This is a genomic window from Pseudomonas sp. KB_15 (genome assembly GCF_052114525.1).
Lineage (GTDB): Bacteria > Pseudomonadota > Gammaproteobacteria > Pseudomonadales > Pseudomonadaceae > Aquipseudomonas.
This window is the reverse complement of the sequence record NZ_JBFREX010000006.1, coordinates 68,009-84,581: the sequence shown is the minus strand read 5'-3', so window position 1 is coordinate 84,581 and position 16,573 is coordinate 68,009. Positions and strand designations below refer to the sequence as shown.

Annotated in this window: 18 protein-coding genes; 10 read left to right on the top strand and 8 right to left on the bottom strand. The window is 60.7% G+C overall.

Features of this window, described 5'->3' with window-relative positions:
• Nucleotides 1–99: 99 nt before the first annotated feature.
• The 4 genes from AB4Z35_RS09765 (at nucleotide 100) to AB4Z35_RS09750 (ending at nucleotide 3,625) form a co-directional block, all read left to right on the top strand.
• Nucleotides 100–456 (top strand): 4a-hydroxytetrahydrobiopterin dehydratase, encoded by a 357-nt coding sequence (locus AB4Z35_RS09765; protein WP_007975310.1) that lies wholly within the window; start codon nucleotides 100–102, stop codon nucleotides 454–456.
• On the top strand, nucleotides 456–1,649 hold the full coding sequence (locus tag AB4Z35_RS09760) for an amino acid aminotransferase (RefSeq protein WP_442096833.1): 1,194 nt from the start codon (nucleotides 456–458) through the stop codon (nucleotides 1,647–1,649). The genes AB4Z35_RS09765 and AB4Z35_RS09760 overlap by 1 nt, the downstream gene beginning before the upstream one ends.
• A 479-nt stretch (nucleotides 1,650–2,128) precedes the next feature.
• Nucleotides 2,129–2,326, top strand: coding sequence for a hypothetical protein (locus AB4Z35_RS09755; RefSeq protein ID WP_008001814.1), 198 nt, complete (start codon nucleotides 2,129–2,131; stop codon nucleotides 2,324–2,326).
• A gap of 99 nt (nucleotides 2,327–2,425) precedes the next feature.
• Nucleotides 2,426–3,625 carry an MFS transporter gene (locus tag AB4Z35_RS09750; RefSeq protein ID WP_442096832.1) on the top strand — a complete coding sequence of 400 codons (1,200 nt, stop codon included), beginning with the start codon at nucleotides 2,426–2,428 and terminating at the stop codon, nucleotides 3,623–3,625.
• Here the strand turns inward: AB4Z35_RS09750 and arfB are convergent.
• From arfB to AB4Z35_RS09715, 7 genes are all read right to left on the bottom strand, one after another.
• Nucleotides 3,622–4,035, bottom strand: a complete 414-nt coding sequence (gene arfB, locus AB4Z35_RS09745; protein ID WP_108231271.1) for an alternative ribosome rescue aminoacyl-tRNA hydrolase ArfB — start codon at nucleotides 4,033–4,035, stop codon at nucleotides 3,622–3,624. The two genes, AB4Z35_RS09750 and arfB, sit on opposite strands and share 4 nt — an antisense overlap.
• A gap of 234 nt (nucleotides 4,036–4,269) precedes the next feature.
• Nucleotides 4,270–5,682: an amino acid permease gene (locus AB4Z35_RS09740; protein WP_442096831.1), complete on the bottom strand. Its 1,413-nt coding sequence runs from the start codon at nucleotides 5,680–5,682 to the stop codon at nucleotides 4,270–4,272.
• Between the two features lie 870 nt (nucleotides 5,683–6,552).
• On the bottom strand, nucleotides 6,553–7,773 hold the full coding sequence (rluB, locus tag AB4Z35_RS09735) for a 23S rRNA pseudouridine(2605) synthase RluB (protein ID WP_442096830.1): 1,221 nt from the start codon (nucleotides 7,771–7,773) through the stop codon (nucleotides 6,553–6,555).
• A gap of 273 nt (nucleotides 7,774–8,046) precedes the next feature.
• Nucleotides 8,047–9,018 (bottom strand): SMC-Scp complex subunit ScpB, encoded by a 972-nt coding sequence (gene scpB, locus AB4Z35_RS09730; RefSeq protein WP_442096829.1) that lies wholly within the window; start codon nucleotides 9,016–9,018, stop codon nucleotides 8,047–8,049.
• A gap of 11 nt (nucleotides 9,019–9,029) precedes the next feature.
• Nucleotides 9,030–9,788, bottom strand: a complete 759-nt coding sequence (locus AB4Z35_RS09725; RefSeq protein ID WP_177323286.1) for a segregation and condensation protein A — start codon at nucleotides 9,786–9,788, stop codon at nucleotides 9,030–9,032.
• 60 nt (nucleotides 9,789–9,848) lie between these two features.
• Nucleotides 9,849–10,478: an L-threonylcarbamoyladenylate synthase gene (locus AB4Z35_RS09720; protein ID WP_032829738.1), complete on the bottom strand. Its 630-nt coding sequence runs from the start codon at nucleotides 10,476–10,478 to the stop codon at nucleotides 9,849–9,851.
• A 13-nt stretch (nucleotides 10,479–10,491) separates the two neighbouring features.
• Entirely contained in the window at nucleotides 10,492–11,355 is an 864-nt protein-coding gene (locus AB4Z35_RS09715; RefSeq protein WP_442096828.1) for a PHP domain-containing protein, read from the bottom strand.
• An 87-nt stretch (nucleotides 11,356–11,442) separates the two neighbouring features.
• Here AB4Z35_RS09715 and AB4Z35_RS09710 point away from each other — a divergent pair, with 87 nt between their 5' ends.
• The 6 genes from AB4Z35_RS09710 (at nucleotide 11,443) to AB4Z35_RS09685 (ending at nucleotide 15,769) form a co-directional block, all read left to right on the top strand.
• Entirely contained in the window at nucleotides 11,443–12,039 is a 597-nt protein-coding gene (locus tag AB4Z35_RS09710) for a septation protein A (protein ID WP_442096827.1), read from the top strand.
• A gap of 1 nt (nucleotide 12,040) precedes the next feature.
• Nucleotides 12,041–12,340, top strand: coding sequence for a YciI family protein (locus AB4Z35_RS09705; protein ID WP_007984134.1), 300 nt, complete (start codon nucleotides 12,041–12,043; stop codon nucleotides 12,338–12,340).
• 110 nt (nucleotides 12,341–12,450) lie between these two features.
• A complete protein-coding gene (locus tag AB4Z35_RS09700) occupies nucleotides 12,451–12,864 on the top strand; it encodes a translation initiation factor 2 (RefSeq protein WP_442096826.1) in 414 nt (137 codons plus the stop codon).
• 7 nt (nucleotides 12,865–12,871) lie between these two features.
• Nucleotides 12,872–13,549 (top strand): response regulator transcription factor, encoded by a 678-nt coding sequence (locus tag AB4Z35_RS09695; RefSeq protein WP_007984138.1) that lies wholly within the window; start codon nucleotides 12,872–12,874, stop codon nucleotides 13,547–13,549.
• Nucleotides 13,550–13,801: 252 nt separating this feature from the next.
• Nucleotides 13,802–14,251, top strand: coding sequence for a Spy/CpxP family protein refolding chaperone (locus AB4Z35_RS09690; RefSeq protein WP_442096825.1), 450 nt, complete (start codon nucleotides 13,802–13,804; stop codon nucleotides 14,249–14,251).
• A gap of 174 nt (nucleotides 14,252–14,425) precedes the next feature.
• Nucleotides 14,426–15,769 (top strand): ATP-binding protein, encoded by a 1,344-nt coding sequence (locus tag AB4Z35_RS09685; protein WP_442096824.1) that lies wholly within the window; start codon nucleotides 14,426–14,428, stop codon nucleotides 15,767–15,769.
• A 120-nt stretch (nucleotides 15,770–15,889) separates the two neighbouring features.
• Here AB4Z35_RS09685 and AB4Z35_RS09680 read toward each other — a convergent pair whose 3' ends face one another.
• The gene (locus AB4Z35_RS09680) at nucleotides 15,890–16,456 is read right to left on the bottom strand and encodes an NAD(P)H nitroreductase (protein WP_442096823.1); all 567 of its coding nucleotides are present in this window, start codon (nucleotides 16,454–16,456) and stop codon (nucleotides 15,890–15,892) included.
• Between the last annotated feature and the right edge of the window lie 117 nt (nucleotides 16,457–16,573).

Genomic DNA, 16,573 nt, shown 5'->3' with positions numbered 1-16,573 from the left:
ACTTTTGCTGACAAGTGAGTCTGTCAGTCACCGTCGCTTTGGTTTAGCGTGACGGTACTGTCGACCGATATAAAAACACTCGATTTCAGGAAACACACCATGTCCACTTTGAACCAAGCCCATTGCGAAGCCTGCCGCGCCGACGCCCCACAAGTCAGCGATGAAGAACTGCCGATCCTGATCAAGCAGATCCCGGACTGGAACATCGAAGTACGTGACAGCATCATGCAGCTGGAAAAGGTCTTCCTGTTCAAGAACTTCAAGCACGCCCTGGCGTTCACCAACGCCGTCGGTGAAATTTCCGAAGCTGAAGGCCATCACCCGGGCCTGCTGACCGAGTGGGGCAAAGTCACCGTGACCTGGTGGAGTCATTCGATCAAGGGCCTGCACCGCAACGACTTCATCATGGCCGCGCGCACTGACGAAGTGGCCAAGGACGCCGAGGGCCGCAAGTAATGCATTTCGACGCCATCGGTCGAGTGCCTGGCGACCCGATCCTCGGCCTGATGGAGGCCTACGCGCAGGACCCGAACCCGCGCAAGTTCGATTTGGGCGTGGGTGTCTACAAAGACGCCCAGGGCCTGACGCCGATTCTCGAATCGGTGAAGCTTGCCGAGCAGCGCCTGGTGGACCGTCAGTCCACCAAGACCTACATCGGTGGGCACGGCGAGCCGGCGTTCGGCAAGGCCATCAATGAGCTGGTGCTGGGCGCCGACTCGAAGCTGATCAGCGCACAACGCGCCGGCGCCACCCAGACTCCGGGCGGCACCGGAGCTTTGCGTCTGAGTGCGGATTTCATCGCCCAATGCCTGCCGGGGCGCGGCGTGTGGTTGAGCAACCCGACCTGGCCGATCCACGAAAGCATTTTCGCGGCCGCCAAGGTCAAGGTCAGCCACTACCCCTACGTCGGCAGTGACAATCGACTGGATGTCGATGGCATGCTGGCGGCGCTCAACGAAGCCCCCAAGGGTGACGTGGTGTTGCTGCACGCCTGCTGCCACAACCCGACCGGTTTCGACCTGTCCCAGGATGACTGGCAGAGGGTGCTGGAGGTAGTACGCAAGCGCGAACTGCTGCCACTGATCGACTTCGCGTATCAAGGATTCGGCGATGGTCTGGAACAGGATGCCTGGTCGACCCGGCTGTTCGCCGCCGAGTTGCCGGAACTGCTGATCACCAGTTCCTGCTCGAAAAACTTCGGCCTGTACCGCGACCGCACCGGCGCGCTGATTGTCTGCGCGAAAACCGCCGACAAGCTGACCGACATTCGCAGCCAGCTGGCCAACATCGCCCGCAACCTGTGGTCGACGCCGCCAGATCACGGTGCTGCCGTGGTCGCGACCATCCTTGGCGACCCGGAGCTGAAAAACCTCTGGGCTGACGAAGTGGAAGCCATGCGCCTGCGGATCGCCCAACTGCGCAGCGGCCTGGTCGAAGCACTGGAGCCTCACGGTTTGCGCGAACGCTTTGCGCACATTGGCGTGCAACGCGGGATGTTTTCCTACACCGGCTTGTCGCCGGAGCAGGTCAAGCAACTGCGTGAGCATCACAGCGTGTACATGGTCAACTCCGGCCGGGCCAACGTCGCAGGCATCGATGCCACGCGTCTGGACCTGCTGGCCGAGGCGATTGCCAAGGTCTGCAAGTAACCTCCCAAGGCCTGCCCCCCCTGTGGGAGCGAGCTTGCTCGCGATAGCGGTCTATCAGTCAATCTCACCGTTGAATGACACTCCGCCATCGCGAGCAAGCTCGCTCCCACATTTGTTCTGCGTCGCTGTTACCGACCTGTCTAGAAGTTCCCATCCGTCGAAACAAATGGATATAAAAGTCTGTTTGTCATTTTCAGTGCTGTATCCTGCCCAGGCTTTCTTTAAAGCGCGGATCTACCAGATCTATCAACAGACTTAGCGAGGAGCGCGACTATGCACGAGATTCCTAATCTCCCCTTCCCAAGCCTGCACGTACCTGAGCAGACGACCACGCAGCAAGCCGGAGCTCAACAGCCCCAGCCGAAAGAAGCCACTGACAGCCGCCAGGCTGACAGAGAAGACTGAAACACCCGCCGTACAGACCGTGTGGAAAGCGCTAACATGCGCTTTCCACACTGCCTGAAACGCGAGCCTGCACCATGACCGATGAATTCAGCGAAACCTTTGATGAAAAGCAGGCCAGCGTCCTGATCGGCACCGCCGAGAAAATGATCGAGATCTGGAATCGCCTCTCCCCCGAGAAACAAGCCGCCTTGCTCGCCCGTTTCGGCACCCAGGAAAATGCGCTGGCCGCCCTGGTCACCACGCAGCTGGTTGCTCCCGCCAAACCTGAATGACGCCGCCCGGCAAATAGTTTTACTTTTTCACAACCTGTGACCGTCCACACCGCTATCATAAGCAGCCTATCTATCCTGCTTTACCGTGGACCTTTACCCATGCCTGAAAACCAGCGCCCCCTGGCGGTCACGCTGCAAGTTGTTTCCATCGTCCTTTTCACCTTCATCGGCTACCTGAACATCGGCATCCCCCTGGCCGTATTGCCCGGTTACGTCCACAGCGACCTGGGCTTCGGCGCGGTGATCGCGGGTCTGGTGATCAGCGTGCAATACCTGGCCACCCTGCTCAGCCGCCCGTATGCCGGGAAAATCATCGACAACAAAGGCAGCAAGCTGGCGGTCATGTACGGCCTGGCCGGCTGCGGCTTGAGCGGTGTGTTCATGCTGATCTCCGCCTGGACCCAGAGCCTGCCGGCCTTGAGCCTGATCAGCCTGCTGATCGGCCGACTGGTACTCGGCAGCGCGGAAAGCCTGGTGGGCTCGGGCTCGATTGGCTGGGGCATCGGCCGGGTCGGCGCGGCGAATACCGCGAAGGTCATCTCGTGGAACGGGATCGCCAGCTACGGCGCTCTGGCTGTCGGCGCGCCCCTGGGGGTGTTGCTCGTCCATCAACTGGGCTTGTGGAGCATGGGAGTGAGTATTGTGTTGCTTGCCATTCTCGGTCTGCTGCTGGCCTGGCCGAAAACCGCCGCGCCAATCGTTGCCGGTGAGCGCCTGCCATTCATACACGTGCTCGGACGGGTCTTCCCCCACGGCTGTGGCCTGGCCCTGGGCTCCATTGGTTTCGGCACCATCGCCACCTTCATCACCCTGTATTACGCCATGCAACACTGGGACAACGCGGTGCTGTGCCTGAGCCTGTTCGGTGCCTGCTTCATCGGCGCGCGCTTGCTGTTCGGTAACCTGATCAACCGCCTCGGCGGCTTTCGCGTAGCGATTGCCTGCCTGTCGGTGGAAACCCTGGGATTGCTGTTGCTGTGGCTGGCACCCGATGCGCATTGGGCACTGGCGGGGGCTGCGCTGAGCGGCTTCGGCTTTTCGCTGGTGTTTCCGGCGCTGGGAGTAGAGGCGGTCAACCTGGTGCCGGCGTCCAGCCGTGGCGCGGCCGTCGGCGCCTATTCGCTGTTCATCGACTTGTCGCTGGGGATCACCGGGCCACTGGCCGGGGCGATTGCGGCCGGGTTCGGTTTCGCTTCGATCTTCCTGTTCGCCGCCCTCGCCGCCCTCAGCGGTTTGATGCTGAGCCTCTATCTGTACCGCCAGGCACCGAAGCAACGCGAAGCGCGGGACGCCCGTTAGAAATCGACCTTACCGCGCCCGGCCTTGATGTTGCCGCGCTTGCTCTTGGATTCGAGACGACGGGTCTTCGAGCCGAGGGTCGGTTTGGTCGGGCGGCGCTTCTTCTCGACCTTGATGGCACTGAGGATCAACTCGGTCAGCCGCAACAGCGCATCGGCGCGGTTCTGCTCCTGCGTCCGGTACTGCTGGGCCTTGATGATCAACACACCGTCGCTGGTGATGCGGCTGTCGCGCAGCGCCAGCAGCCGCTCCTTGTAGAACTCGGGCAAGGACGACGCCGGAATGTCGAAACGCAGGTGCACGGCACTGGAGACCTTGTTGACGTTCTGCCCACCGGCGCCCTGGGCGCGAATGGCCGTCAACTCGATCTCGGCATCCGGCAGATGCACGTTGTTGGAAATGACCAGCATGGAAAAACGTCCGTATTCAGAGCGTGCAGGATACCGCGAATCAGATACTGAACACGCCACTAAACCCTGTGGGAGCGAGCCTGCTCGCGATGAGGGCGTGTCAGTCAACATCTGACTAACCTGACACACCGCTATCGCGAGCAGGCTCGCTCCCACAGGGTTTGGTGTCATGCCATGAATTCGATAGCCACAAAAAACCCGGCACATGGCCGGGTTTGTTGTTTCTGCGCGGAGTTACTCCACTGCGACCTGCAAGGCACGCTGAGCACTGCGCTTGTTCTTGATGCCGTAGCAGACCCACATGAACACGAGCCACACCGGAATCGCATACACCGATGTCTGAATCCCCGGAATCAACAGCATCACGCCCAGGACGAACACCACGAACGCCAGGCAGATGTAGTTACCGTACGGGTACCACAGGGCCTTGAACAGCGGCGTCTGTTTGGTCTTGTTCATGTGCTGGCGGAACTTGAAGTGCGAGTAGCTGATCATCGCCCAGTTGATCACCAGAGTGGCAACGACCAGCGACATCAACAGTTCCAGCGCGTTTTGCGGGATCAGGTAGTTCAGCAGTACCGCGATCAGCGTCACGGCAGCCGAAGCCAGGATCGAACGCACCGGCACGCCGCGCTTGTCGATCTTCGCCAGACCTTTCGGCGCGTCACCCTGCTCGGCCATGCCCAGTAGCATACGGCTGTTGCAGTAGGTGCCGCTGTTGTACACCGACAACGCCGCGGTCAGGACCACAAAGTTGAGGATGTGCGCGGCGGTGTTGCTGCCCAGCATCGAGAACACTTGCACGAACGGGCTGCCGCTGTAGGAGTCACCGGAGGCGTTCAGGGTGGTCAGCAAGCTGTCCCACGGGGTCAACGACAGCAGGATCACCAGCGCACCGATGTAGAAAATCAGGATCCGGTAGATCACTTGGTTGATCGCTTTCGGGATCACGGTTTTCGGCTTGTCGGCTTCGGCAGCGGTGAAACCGAGCATTTCCAGACCACCGAAGGAAAACATGATGAAAGCCATGGCCATCACCAGACCGCTGACACCGTTCGGGAAGAAGCCACCGTGGGACCACAGGTTGCTCACCGCCGCTTGCGGGCCGCCATTGCCGCTGACCAGCAGGTAGCTGCCCAGGGCAATCATGCCGACGATCGCCACGACCTTGATGATCGCGAACCAGAACTCGGCCTCACCAAACACTTTGACGTTGGCCAGGTTGATCGCGTTGATCAGCACRAAGAAMGCKGCCGCGGAGGCCCAGGTCGGGATGTCCGGCGCCCAGTAGTGGATGTATTTGCCGACCGCCGTCAGCTCCGACATGCCCACCAGAATGTACAGAATCCAGCAGTTCCAGCCCGACAGGAAACCGGCGAAGCCGCCCCAGTACTTGTGCGCGAAGTGGCTGAAGGAGCCGGCCACCGGATCTTCGACGATCATTTCGCCCAGTTGGCGCATGATCATGAAGGCAATGAAGCCGCAGATGGCGTAGCCGAGGATCATCGACGGACCGGCGGATTTCAGCACCCCGGCCGAGCCGAGGAACAAGCCGGTACCGATCGCGCCACCGAGGGCGATCAATTGAATGTGGCGATTTTTCAGGCCGCGTTTCAGCTCGCCTGATTGCGGGTGTTGTCCACTCATGAAAAGGGTCTCACGCAAGGTTTGATGATGTTCAGTAGACGTTGCTGCTCAGGAAGTCCGTTAAGCGGCACCGATCAAACCCCAGCGCAAGCACCAGGAGTTCAGCGTATTTACAACGGTCATGCGTCACCTGTTTGTTTTTATCTGTGACGAAATCGAACCCGACACGCTCGTGACGCGACGGAGTGAACAAGGCGGATAGCCTTGAGGTTTGCGCAGATGCGCAGGAGGTCACAGGTAAAACGCGGCGCATTGTACACCCGTAACCCCCTGCTGCCAGACCCGCTGGACAAGCGTGTCTATGGCCGGGATTGCCTGTGTCCGCCCCGAGGGGCTCGGGCGGCTGCAAAAAATGGGTCAGACCCTTGCGGATCATTGACGGGAAAGGCAGGAAAACCGCCTCTCGCAGAGCGATGGAGATGGAATACGGCGTTCATTGCGCCTCCTTTTTGTTATGCACCTGCACGACAGGCATGGCGCGCATGACACCCTGCATGGAGCGTTGAAACAAGCGGGCTAGAGCGCGGGGAGAAGGACACAAGGCAATGGCGCGTAAGTATTTTCTTACGGCGTTCGAGGAGGGGCGATTTCACGGGGTTAATCTGTGGATTTCGTCAGCATTTCTTTACAGCGCGTAAACCCGGGTTTCCATATTGGAGTGCTCAGTGCGGCGACTGACGCCATCGCGAGCAAGCTCGCTCCCACAGGGAAATGAGTTTGCCCGGAGAATCGCGATCAAAATGTGGGAGCGAGCTTGCTCGCGATGGCGTCCTCAAAAACGATACGGACATAAATCCAGACGAAAAAAAACGCCAACCCGAAGGTTGGCGTTTTTAACTTGTCGCTTGCAGCTTGAAGCTTACCGCTGCCTCACTCCGGCTTACGACGCCCAAAGCCCGGACGCTGGCCGGAACCGGCCGGTGCGCCACGGCGCTTGCCCGATGGCGTGTCACCGTCGACCAGCTTGATACCCGGACGCTTCGGCGCCGGCTTGGCCGGGCGCTTGGTGTCGGCCGGGCGATCGGCTACCGGCGTACCACGACCTTCGCCACGCTCGGCACGGCCATTTGTCGGACGTGGCGTGCGTGGACCGCGTTCGCCGTCCTGACGCGCAGCAGGCTTGCGACCTGGACGCTCGCCTTCGATCTGCGGCTCGCGGCTGGCACGTGGCGCGGCAGGTGCGGCAGCTGCACCAGCGGCCGGACGCAGGGTGCGTACACGCTCGGTCTTGGCCATCGGACGCGACGACTTGCGCTGCATCCGGTCAAGCTTGTCTTTGCTCTTGGCGTTCATCTGCGGCATCGCGACCGGCGTCAGGCCGACCTCGGCACTCAGAATGTCGACTTCGTACTGGCTCATTTCGCGCCAGCGCCCCATCGGCAGGTCGGAGTTGAGGAACACCGGACCGAAACGCACGCGCTTCAGACGGCTGACCACCAGGCCCTGGGATTCCCACAGACGACGAACTTCGCGGTTACGACCTTCCATCACCACGCAGTGGTACCAGTGGTTGAAACCTTCACCACCTGGTGCCTGCTTGATATCGGTGAACTTGGCCGGACCGTCTTCGAGGACCACACCGGCTTTCAGACGCTCGATCATCTCGTCGTCAACTTCGCCACGCACACGTACCGCGTATTCACGGTCCATTTCGTAGGAAGGGTGCATCAGGCGGTTGGCCAGCTCACCGTCGGTGGTGAACATCAACAGACCGGTGGTGTTGATGTCCAGACGACCGATGTTGATCCAGCGACCTTCTTTCGGACGCGGCATCTTGTCGAACACGGTCGGGCGGCCTTCCGGATCGACACGGGTGCAGATTTCACCGTCGGGCTTGTTGTACATGATCACGCGGCGCACCGACTCGGCGGCCTCTTCACGCTTGATCACCTTGCCATCGATGGTGATGGCGTCGTGCATGTCGACACGCTGGCCAAGGGTGGCGTCTTTGCCGTTGACCTTGATGCGGCCGTGGCTGATCCAGGCTTCCACGTCACGGCGCGAGCCGACGCCGATACGGGCGAGGACTTTCTGCAGTTTTTCGCCTGCTGGGCCGATTGGCTGGTCGTCTTGCTGGTCTTTGATACTCATCTGGGCACCTCCCGGTGTGGTCTGAAAACTGGGTACTTGGGCGAAGGGATCGCCGAAGGGTCGCGAATCATACGCGCATGCGGGCGATTGCGCATCAGAGACTAGCTGATCAACGCAAGGTTATTTGTTTTTCCGCCGACCGGTGACACGCAACTTTCTGTATACACAACTCCCTGTAGGAGCGAGCCTGCTCGCGACAGCGTCAGATCGGTCACATCTATGCCGGATGTGCCAACGTCATCGCGAGCAGGCTCGCTCCTACAGGGAATTGCATCAGTCTTCGAATTCGCGGCGTTCGGCCTCGATCGCTTCGGCCAGGGCCAATGCTTCGGCTTCTTCGTCGCTCAGTTCAGGCTCAGGCTTTGGCTGCTCAAGCGCAGCAACCGCAGCCAGGAGTTTTTCCCGGGCTTCGGCAACGCCGAGGATGTCGTCGGCCTGCTCCGGTTCAATTTCCGGTTCAGGCTCGGGCTGTGCCGCTTCGACTTCTGGCTCGATGACCGACTGTTCCGAATCGAATTCAGGCGATGCCCCATCACGCAGCAAGTCGTCGAAGTCGGTCTTGAGCCCCTCCTCCATGCTGTCCAGCTCCAGCAATAGCGTGTGGAAACTGGTTTCTTCTTTCGGCTCTTCCGGCTCGGCGCTGGCATCGGCCAACTCTTGCAACCCGGCGGGCACGGGGGCGTCGTCGAAATCGAGCACCGGGTCCGGTTCCAGCTCGCGCAGTTCCGCCAGCGGTGGCAAGTCGTCGAGGTTTTTCAGGTTGAAGTGATCGAGGAACGCCTTGGTGGTCGCGAACATCGCCGGTTTTCCGGGTACGTCGCGGTAGCCGACGATACGGATCCACTCGCGCTCCATCAGCGTCTTGACGATGTTGCTGTTGACCGCCACGCCCCGCACGTCTTCGATTTCGCCCCGGGTGATCGGCTGGCGATAGGCAATCAGCGCCATGGTTTCCAACATGGCACGGGAGTAACGCTGCGGGCGCTCTTCCCATAGACGTCCGACCCACGGCGCAAATTTCTCACGAATTTGCAGGCGATACCCCGAGGCCACTTCCTTCAGTTCAAACGCGCGGCCATCGCAGGACTTCGCCAGAATCGCCAGGGCCTTCTTGAAGACTGGCGGCTCCGGCCGCTCGCCTTCTTCGAAGAGTTCGAACAGGCTTTCCAGGGATTGCGGCTTTCCCGAGGCCAACAGAAAGGCTTCAAGCAAGGGTGCCAGATCACGGGGTTCAGTCAGGTTCATGTTTCGACTCGTTATTCGGCTCGGGCTCGCACGTGGATCGCGGCAAATGGCTCATTCTGCACCAGCTCGACCAGGGATTCCTTGACCAATTCAAGGATCGCCATAAAGGTCACCACCACTCCCAAGCGCCCTTCTTCAGCGGTGAACAGCTCGACAAACGGCACGAATCCGCCGCCTTTGAGCCGCTCCAGCACATCGCTCATGCGCTCTCGGGTAGACAGCGCCTCGCGGCTGACCTGATGGCTTTCGAACATGTCGCCACGGCGCAGCACCTCGGCCATGGACAGCAGCAACTCGGATAAACGCACGTCCGGCAACAACTTGCGCGCCCGGGCTTGCGGGGCATCGAGCCTGGGCACCACCACGTCGCGACCCACGCGACTCAGGCCATCGATGCCTTCGGCGGCGGCCTTGAAACGCTCATATTCCTGCAAGCGACGGATCAGTTCGGCGCGCGGGTCGTCTTCTTCATCTTCGACGGTTTCGGCCCGTGGCAGCAACATCCGCGACTTGATCTCGGCCAGCATCGCGGCCATCACCAGGTACTCGGCGGCCAGCTCCAGGCGCACTGACTGCATCAACTCGACGTAGCCCATGTACTGGCGGGTGATTTCCGCCACCGGGATGTCGAGGATGTTGATGTTCTGCTTTCGGATCAGATAAAGCAGCAGGTCGAGGGGGCCTTCGAACGCCTCGAGAAAAACTTCGAGGGCATCCGGCGGGATGTACAGGTCCAGCGGCATTTCCATGACCGCCTGGCCATAGACCATGGCGAAGGGCAGTTCCTGCTGGGCTCCGGCCTGACTGTCGACGGGTTCTACTGCGGACATCTAGGCCTCGACCATGAACGGCGCAGGGTCGCCGCAACCAACGCGAATGACTTCCGGCTCGCCGTCGGCGAGGCTGATCACGGTGGACGCCTTGATCCCGCCAAAGCCGCCGTCGATGATCAGGTCGACCTGGTGTTCGAGCAACTGGCGCATTTCATGGGGGTCGCTCAACGGATCTTCATCGCCTGGCATGATCAGGGTCACGCTCATCAACGGTTCGCCCAGTTCAGCCAGCAGCGCCAAGGCAATCGGGTGGCTCGGCACGCGCAGGCCGATGGTGCGTTTCTTGGGGTGCAACAACAGCCGTGGCACTTCGCGGGTAGCGTTGAGGATGAAGGTATACGGCCCCGGTAGATGGGCCTTGAGAATGCGGAACGTACCGGTGTCGATCTTGGCGAACAGACCCAGTTGCGACAGGTCGCTGCAAATCAGCGCAAAGTTGTGTTTCTCATCCAGTTGCCGCAGGCGCCGAACGCGCTCCACGGCCACCTTGTCGCCGATCTGGCAACCTATGGCGTAGGAAGAGTCTGTGGGATATATCACCACCCCGCCCTTGCGGATGATCTCGACCGCCTGTTTGATCAGGCGCGCTTGCGGGTTTTCCGGATGAATCTGGAAAAATTGACTCACGTTCTCTACCTGTTCAGACGGCGGCAATAATTGGGTCATGTTTGAATCGACACCATAGCGGCGGCAGATCCTCCGGGAGTGGCCGGTATTCACCGATCTCCGACCAGCCTCCAGGGCCATGAAAATCACTGCCCGCGCTGACCAGCAGACCGAACTCGCGGGCCAGAATGGCCAGGCTGCCCACTTGCTCGGCAGGTTGATAACCATTGACCACTTCGATGGCGTGGCCCCCCGCTTGAATATAGTCGGCAATCAGACGACGACGCTTGCTTCGAGTGAATTCGTAGTGCCAGGGGTGTGCCAGGCTGACCCAGGCCTTGGCCGCGCGCAGGGTCTCGACGGTTTCTTCCAGGGTTGGCCAGTGTTGCTTGACGTCACCCAGCTTGCCGGCGCCCAGCCATTTGCGGAACGCCTCGGCGCGATCCTTGACGAAACCTTCACGCACCATCCAGTCGGCGAAATGCGGGCGGGCCGGCGCGTTACCGCTGTCGCCCAGCTCCTGCTGGATCTTGCGGGCGCCTTCCAGCGCGCCCGGCATGCCTTTCAATGCCAGTTTGCGGCTGATTTCCTCAGAGCGCAGCCAACGGCCATCATGCAATTTGGCGATGGCCTCGACCAGCGGTGCAGCATTCACGTCAAAACCGTAGCCCAATACATGAATGGTCGCGCCGCCCCAGGTGCAGGACAATTCGACGCCGTTGACCAGTTGCATCCCCAGCGCGGTGCCCGCGTGCCGGGCCTCGTCGAGGCCTTCAAGGGTATCGTGATCGGTCAAGGCCAGGACTCGCACGCCTTTCTCGAACGCTCGCGCCACCAGAACCGCAGGCGCCAGGGCGCCATCGGAGGCCGTGCTATGGCAGTGCAAATCAACATTCACAGGGCTTTGTAACCTCAAATCAGCTGGCGCTATCGCGCGCCCATATGTTTGTTATTATGCCGCCACATCCTGCTTCTGGCTGCCACTGTGAAACAATTCATCGATTTCATCCCGCTCCTGCTGTTTTTCATCGTCTTCAAAACCGATCCACGGGTCGTCGACATCGCCGGCCATGAGGTCACTGTAGGCGGTATTTACAGCGCCACCGCGATGCTGATCATCAGTTCCCTGGTGGTCTACGGCACGCTGTTCGTCAAACAGCGCAAGCTGGAGAAGAGCCAGTGGCTGACCCTGATCGCCTGCCTGGTCTTCGGTAGCCTGACCCTGGCGTTCCACAGCGAGACGTTCCTGAAGTGGAAGGCGCCGGTGGTCAACTGGCTGTTCGCCCTGGCGTTCATCGGCAGCCACTTCGTCGGTGACAGCCTGCTGATCAAACGCATCATGGGCCACGCGCTGACCTTGCCGGAACCGGTCTGGACGCGCCTGAACATCGCCTGGATCGTCTTCTTCCTGTTTTGCGGTGCCGCCAACCTGTTTGTCGCGTTCACCTTCCAGAGCTACTGGGTCGACTTCAAGGTCTTCGGCAGCCTGGGCATGACTTTGCTGTTCCTGGTCGGCCAGGGCATCTACCTGTCCCGCCACCTGCACGATGCCGACACCACTACGCCAAAAACCGAGGACTGACATGCTTTACGCAATCATTGCCACAGACGTCGCCAACTCCCTGGAAGCCCGCCTGGCCGCACGGCCTGCGCACCTCGAGCGCCTGCAAGTGCTCAAGGGCGAAGGTCGCATCGTATTGGCCGGCCCACACCCGGCGGTCGACAGCAATGATCCGGGCGCAGCGGGTTTCACCGGCAGCCTGATCGTCGCCGAATTCGATTCCCTGAGCGCCGCCCAGGCCTGGGCCGACGCTGATCCGTACATCGCCGCAGGCGTCTACGCCAACGTTCTGGTGAAGCCGTTCAAGCAAGTCCTGCCGTAAAATCCTGCTCCGCGATGAACCTTGTCGGTTCATCGCGTTCTCAATCGCTCATTATTCTCGTTTGCCGGCCGACAACTTGCCCAATACTCGTATTGGAATCAGGAGTCGCGATGCGCAAGGGTCCGTTGTGTCTGATGTTGTTCACGTTGTCGGTCGTGGCGCCCGCCCACGGTGAAGAATACGCCGAGGGTGGCAATTCAACGCCTCTTTCCTTGAGCGCCGGCAGCCAGATCACCGAGTTGCAGCAACGCTTGAAAGAAAGCGAACGGCAACGGGAAGAACTGAACAAACAATTTCAAACCGCCGTAGGCGAACGCGAAAGCCCGCTGCTGGCCCGGTTGCGCCAGGAGAACCAGCGTTTGAAGCTGCAACTCAAGGAAGCCCAGGCCAGCAGTCCACTGCCGCGCCTGCTGACCGACCAGCAACAATGGTTCGTCACTGGCGCCGGGGTAGCGCTATTGGCTCTGCTCTGCGGTATCTTCGCCAGTGGAGCAAGTCGAAAACGTCGACAATGGCTAAATTGAGTGAGTCATGAGCGAGCTGTTACTTATTGATGATGACCAGGAACTGTGTGAGCTCCTGAGCAGTTGGCTGAGCCAGGAAGGGTTTCAGGTACGTGCCTGTCACGATGGCCAGAGCGCACGCCGCGCGCTGGCCGAAACCGCCCCGGCGGCCGTGGTGCTGGATGTGATGTTGCCCGATGGCAGCGGCCTGGAACTGCTCAAGCAGTTGCGCAGCGATCACCCGGATTTGCCGGTGCTGATGCTCTCGGCCCGGGGCGAGCCCCTGGACCGTATCCTCGGCCTGGAACTCGGGGCCGACGACTACCTGGCCAAACCCTGCGACCCACGGGAACTGACCGCCCGCCTGCGCGCAGTCCTGCGCCGCAGCCACCCGGCAGCGGTGTCCAGCCAGATGGAACTGGGTGACCTGTGTTTCAGCCCGGTGCGCGGCGTGGTCAGCATCGACGAACAGGAATTCACCCTCACTGTCTCCGAAAGCCGCCTGCTGGAAGCCTTGCTCAAGCAGCCCGGCGAACCCCTGGACAAACAGGAACTGGCGCAGATTGCCCTCGGCCGCAAGCTGACCCTGTACGACCGCAGCCTGGACATGCACGTCAGCAACCTGCGCAAGAAGATCGGCCCACACCCCGATGGCCGGCCGCGCATCGTCGCCCTGCGCAGCCGCGGCTATTACTACAGCCTCTGAAACTGTGGGAGCGAGCTTGCTCCGGGCGGCGATCCGACGATGGACGTGAACGATGACGCGCACTGTCTGACAAGAAGCGCCGACCTCGAAATCTTCGCGAGCAAGCTCGCTCCTACAGTTATCTGAAGTTTTGTCAGGATCGCTGAAGACCGTCTTTACCCAAGCTTTACCCTTCGCTGACCGCCGCTGACCTTGATCTGCGTAATCTGTACTCATCCGGAACGTACCGGGAACGAGACAAGGAGATACACCATGCGCAAGACTCTTATCGCTCTGATGTTCGCTGCTGCCCTGCCGACCGTTGCCATGGCCATGCCAGAAGGCGATGGCTCGATGAACGGGCCAATGGACGGTTCGCACCATGGCGGTCAGATGCACGGCATGCACGGTAAAGGCCCCTACAGTCAACTGGACCTGAGCCGCGAACAGCGCGAGCAGATCCGCAAGATCATGGGCCAGCAGATGCACGAGCGTAAGCAACTGGTCGAGAAGTACCTGGAAAAACTCTCGCCAGCCGACCAGAAAGCCATGAAAGACGAGATGACCGCCAAACACCAGAAAGCCGAAGCCGATGTGCGCGCGGTGCTGAAACCGGATCAACAGAAGAAATTCGACGAAATCCAGAAAAAACAGGCCGAGCGTCGCGCTGAATGGGCCGAGTTCAAAGCCTGGAAAGCGCAACAACCGCAAAAAGCGCAATAATGAGCTGAACTTGGACCCGACGGCTCAATACCGTTGGGTCTGACACCACACCAATCACTATGGGAGCGAGCTTGCTCGCGATGGCGTTCTTTCAGTCACATTGATGTTGAATGTGCCGACGCAATCGCGAGCAAGCTCGCTCCCACATTAGTTGCGTTTGCTTGAGGATTTTCCGTGCGTTCATTGTTCTGGCGTATCCTGGCCAGCTTCTGGCTGGCCATTGCTCTGGTTGCAGGGCTTTCCATCCTGCTCGGGCACATGCTCAACCAGGACGCATGGATTCTCAGCCGCCACCCGGGCCTCAACACGCTGGCCGAACAGTGGACGCAAACCTACGAAAGCCAGGGCGAAGACGCAGCTCAAGACATTCTCCAGCAACGCAAACGCCAGTATCACATCGACGTTCAGGTGCTTAACGAAAGCGGCGATCCGGTTGTTCGCGGCACCTTCCCCAGACGTGCGGCGGCCTTTGAGGCGCGTCAGAACAATGATGACCGACGCTTGCCATGGCGGCGTCTGACCGATGAGTTCACCAGCGAAAAAACCGGCGACACCTACCTGTTCATCTACCGTATCCCGCACCCGGAACTGGACGCCTGGCACCGCGAGAGTCTGCTCTGGCCGCTCAGTGCGCTGGGGATCGCCCTGGTGGTGCTGACCCTGTTCAGCCTGCTGGTGACCTTTTCCATCACTCGCCCGCTCAGCCGTCTGCGCGGAGCGGTGCATGACCTGGGACAAACCGCTTATCAACAGAACAGCCTGGTCAAACTGGCCAATCGTCGCGATGAGTTCGGCGTCCTGGCCAACGACTTCAACCGCATGGGCGCACGCCTGCAAAGCCTGATTGGCAGTCAGCGGCAACTGCTGCGGGATGTGTCCCACGAACTGCGTTCGCCCCTCGCCCGTCTGCGTATCGCGCTGGCGCTGGCCGAACGGGCCACCCCGCAGGAACGGGAGCAGCTTTGGCCGCGCCTGACCCGTGAGTGCGACCGACTGGAAGCGTTGATCAGCGAAATCCTGGTGCTGGCGCGGGTCGACTCCGATAACGCCAGTGCCGAAGAGGTGGACCTGAACACCTTGCTCAATACCCTGCAAAAGGATGCGCAACTCGGTTCACCCGAGCAGCTCGTCCACCTCGAAGCCGAATCGCAACTGAATCTGAAGGGCTGGCCGACCATGATCGAACGGGCCGTCGACAACTTGCTGCGCAATGCCCAGCGCTTCAACCCGGTGGATGGCCTGCCGATCGAACTGCAGGCGCTGCGTCAGGGTGAGCGGATCGTCGTGACCGTGCGCGATCACGGGCCAGGGGTCAGTGCCGAATATCTGAGCCAGCTCGGTGAGCCGTTCTATCGGGCGCCGGGGCAGACAGCGGCCGGACACGGCCTGGGCCTGGCCATCGCCAGGCGCGCGGCGGAGCGACATGGCGGCAGCCTGGTGCTGGCCAATCACCCCGAGGGCGGTTTCATTGCCAGTCTGGAGTTGCCGTTGGTTCCGGGGGCTGTCGTACAACCCTGAGGCTGTCCCCCCAACTATCTGAATGACACAGATCTACTGTGGGAGCGAGCTTGCTCGCGATGGCGGTTTTTCAGTCACTTCAATGTTAAATGTACTGCCGCTATCGCGCTCCTACAGGGTTTAGGGTTTACCGGACCAGGCGCTGACGAACTCGGCCAGGTCCACCTTCTCGGCCACTCGCGGTTCTTTCTGCGGCGTGCCCAGGTACAGGAAAGCAATCACCTCTTCCCCTTCCGCCAACCCCAGCCCCTTGGCCACATGCGGCGAATAAGCCAGGTCACCGGTACGCCATACCGCACCAATACCCTGCGCATACGCCGCCAGCAAAATCCCGTGGGCCGCACAGCCGGCCGCCAGCAACTGCTCGGACTTCGGATACTTGACGTGATCCTGCAACCGGGCAATTACCACCACCACCAACGGCGCCCGCAGCGGATTACTGCGCGCCTTGTCGATGGCCGCTTCGCTGACTTCGCCGTCCGAAAGCTTCGCCGCTTCGGCCAGCAACTCGCCCATTTGCTCGCGCGCCGCGCCTTCCACCGTCAGGAAGCGCCACGGCTGCAAGTGACCGTGGTCCGGGGCGCGCATGGCGGCGCCGAACAGCACCTCGCGCTGCTCGGCAGTGGGTGCAGGATCAATCAGTCGTGGAACGGAAACACGGTTGAGCAAAGCGTCGAGAGCCTGCATCGGCTACCTCCTGAAAAATTTGTGCGGCTATTCTAGCTGCAACTGCCGCAACAGTGCCGGTTTACATGCCCTGCCTCACGGGTAGAATGGCGCCCTTTCCACCATCAGCCGAGCGGA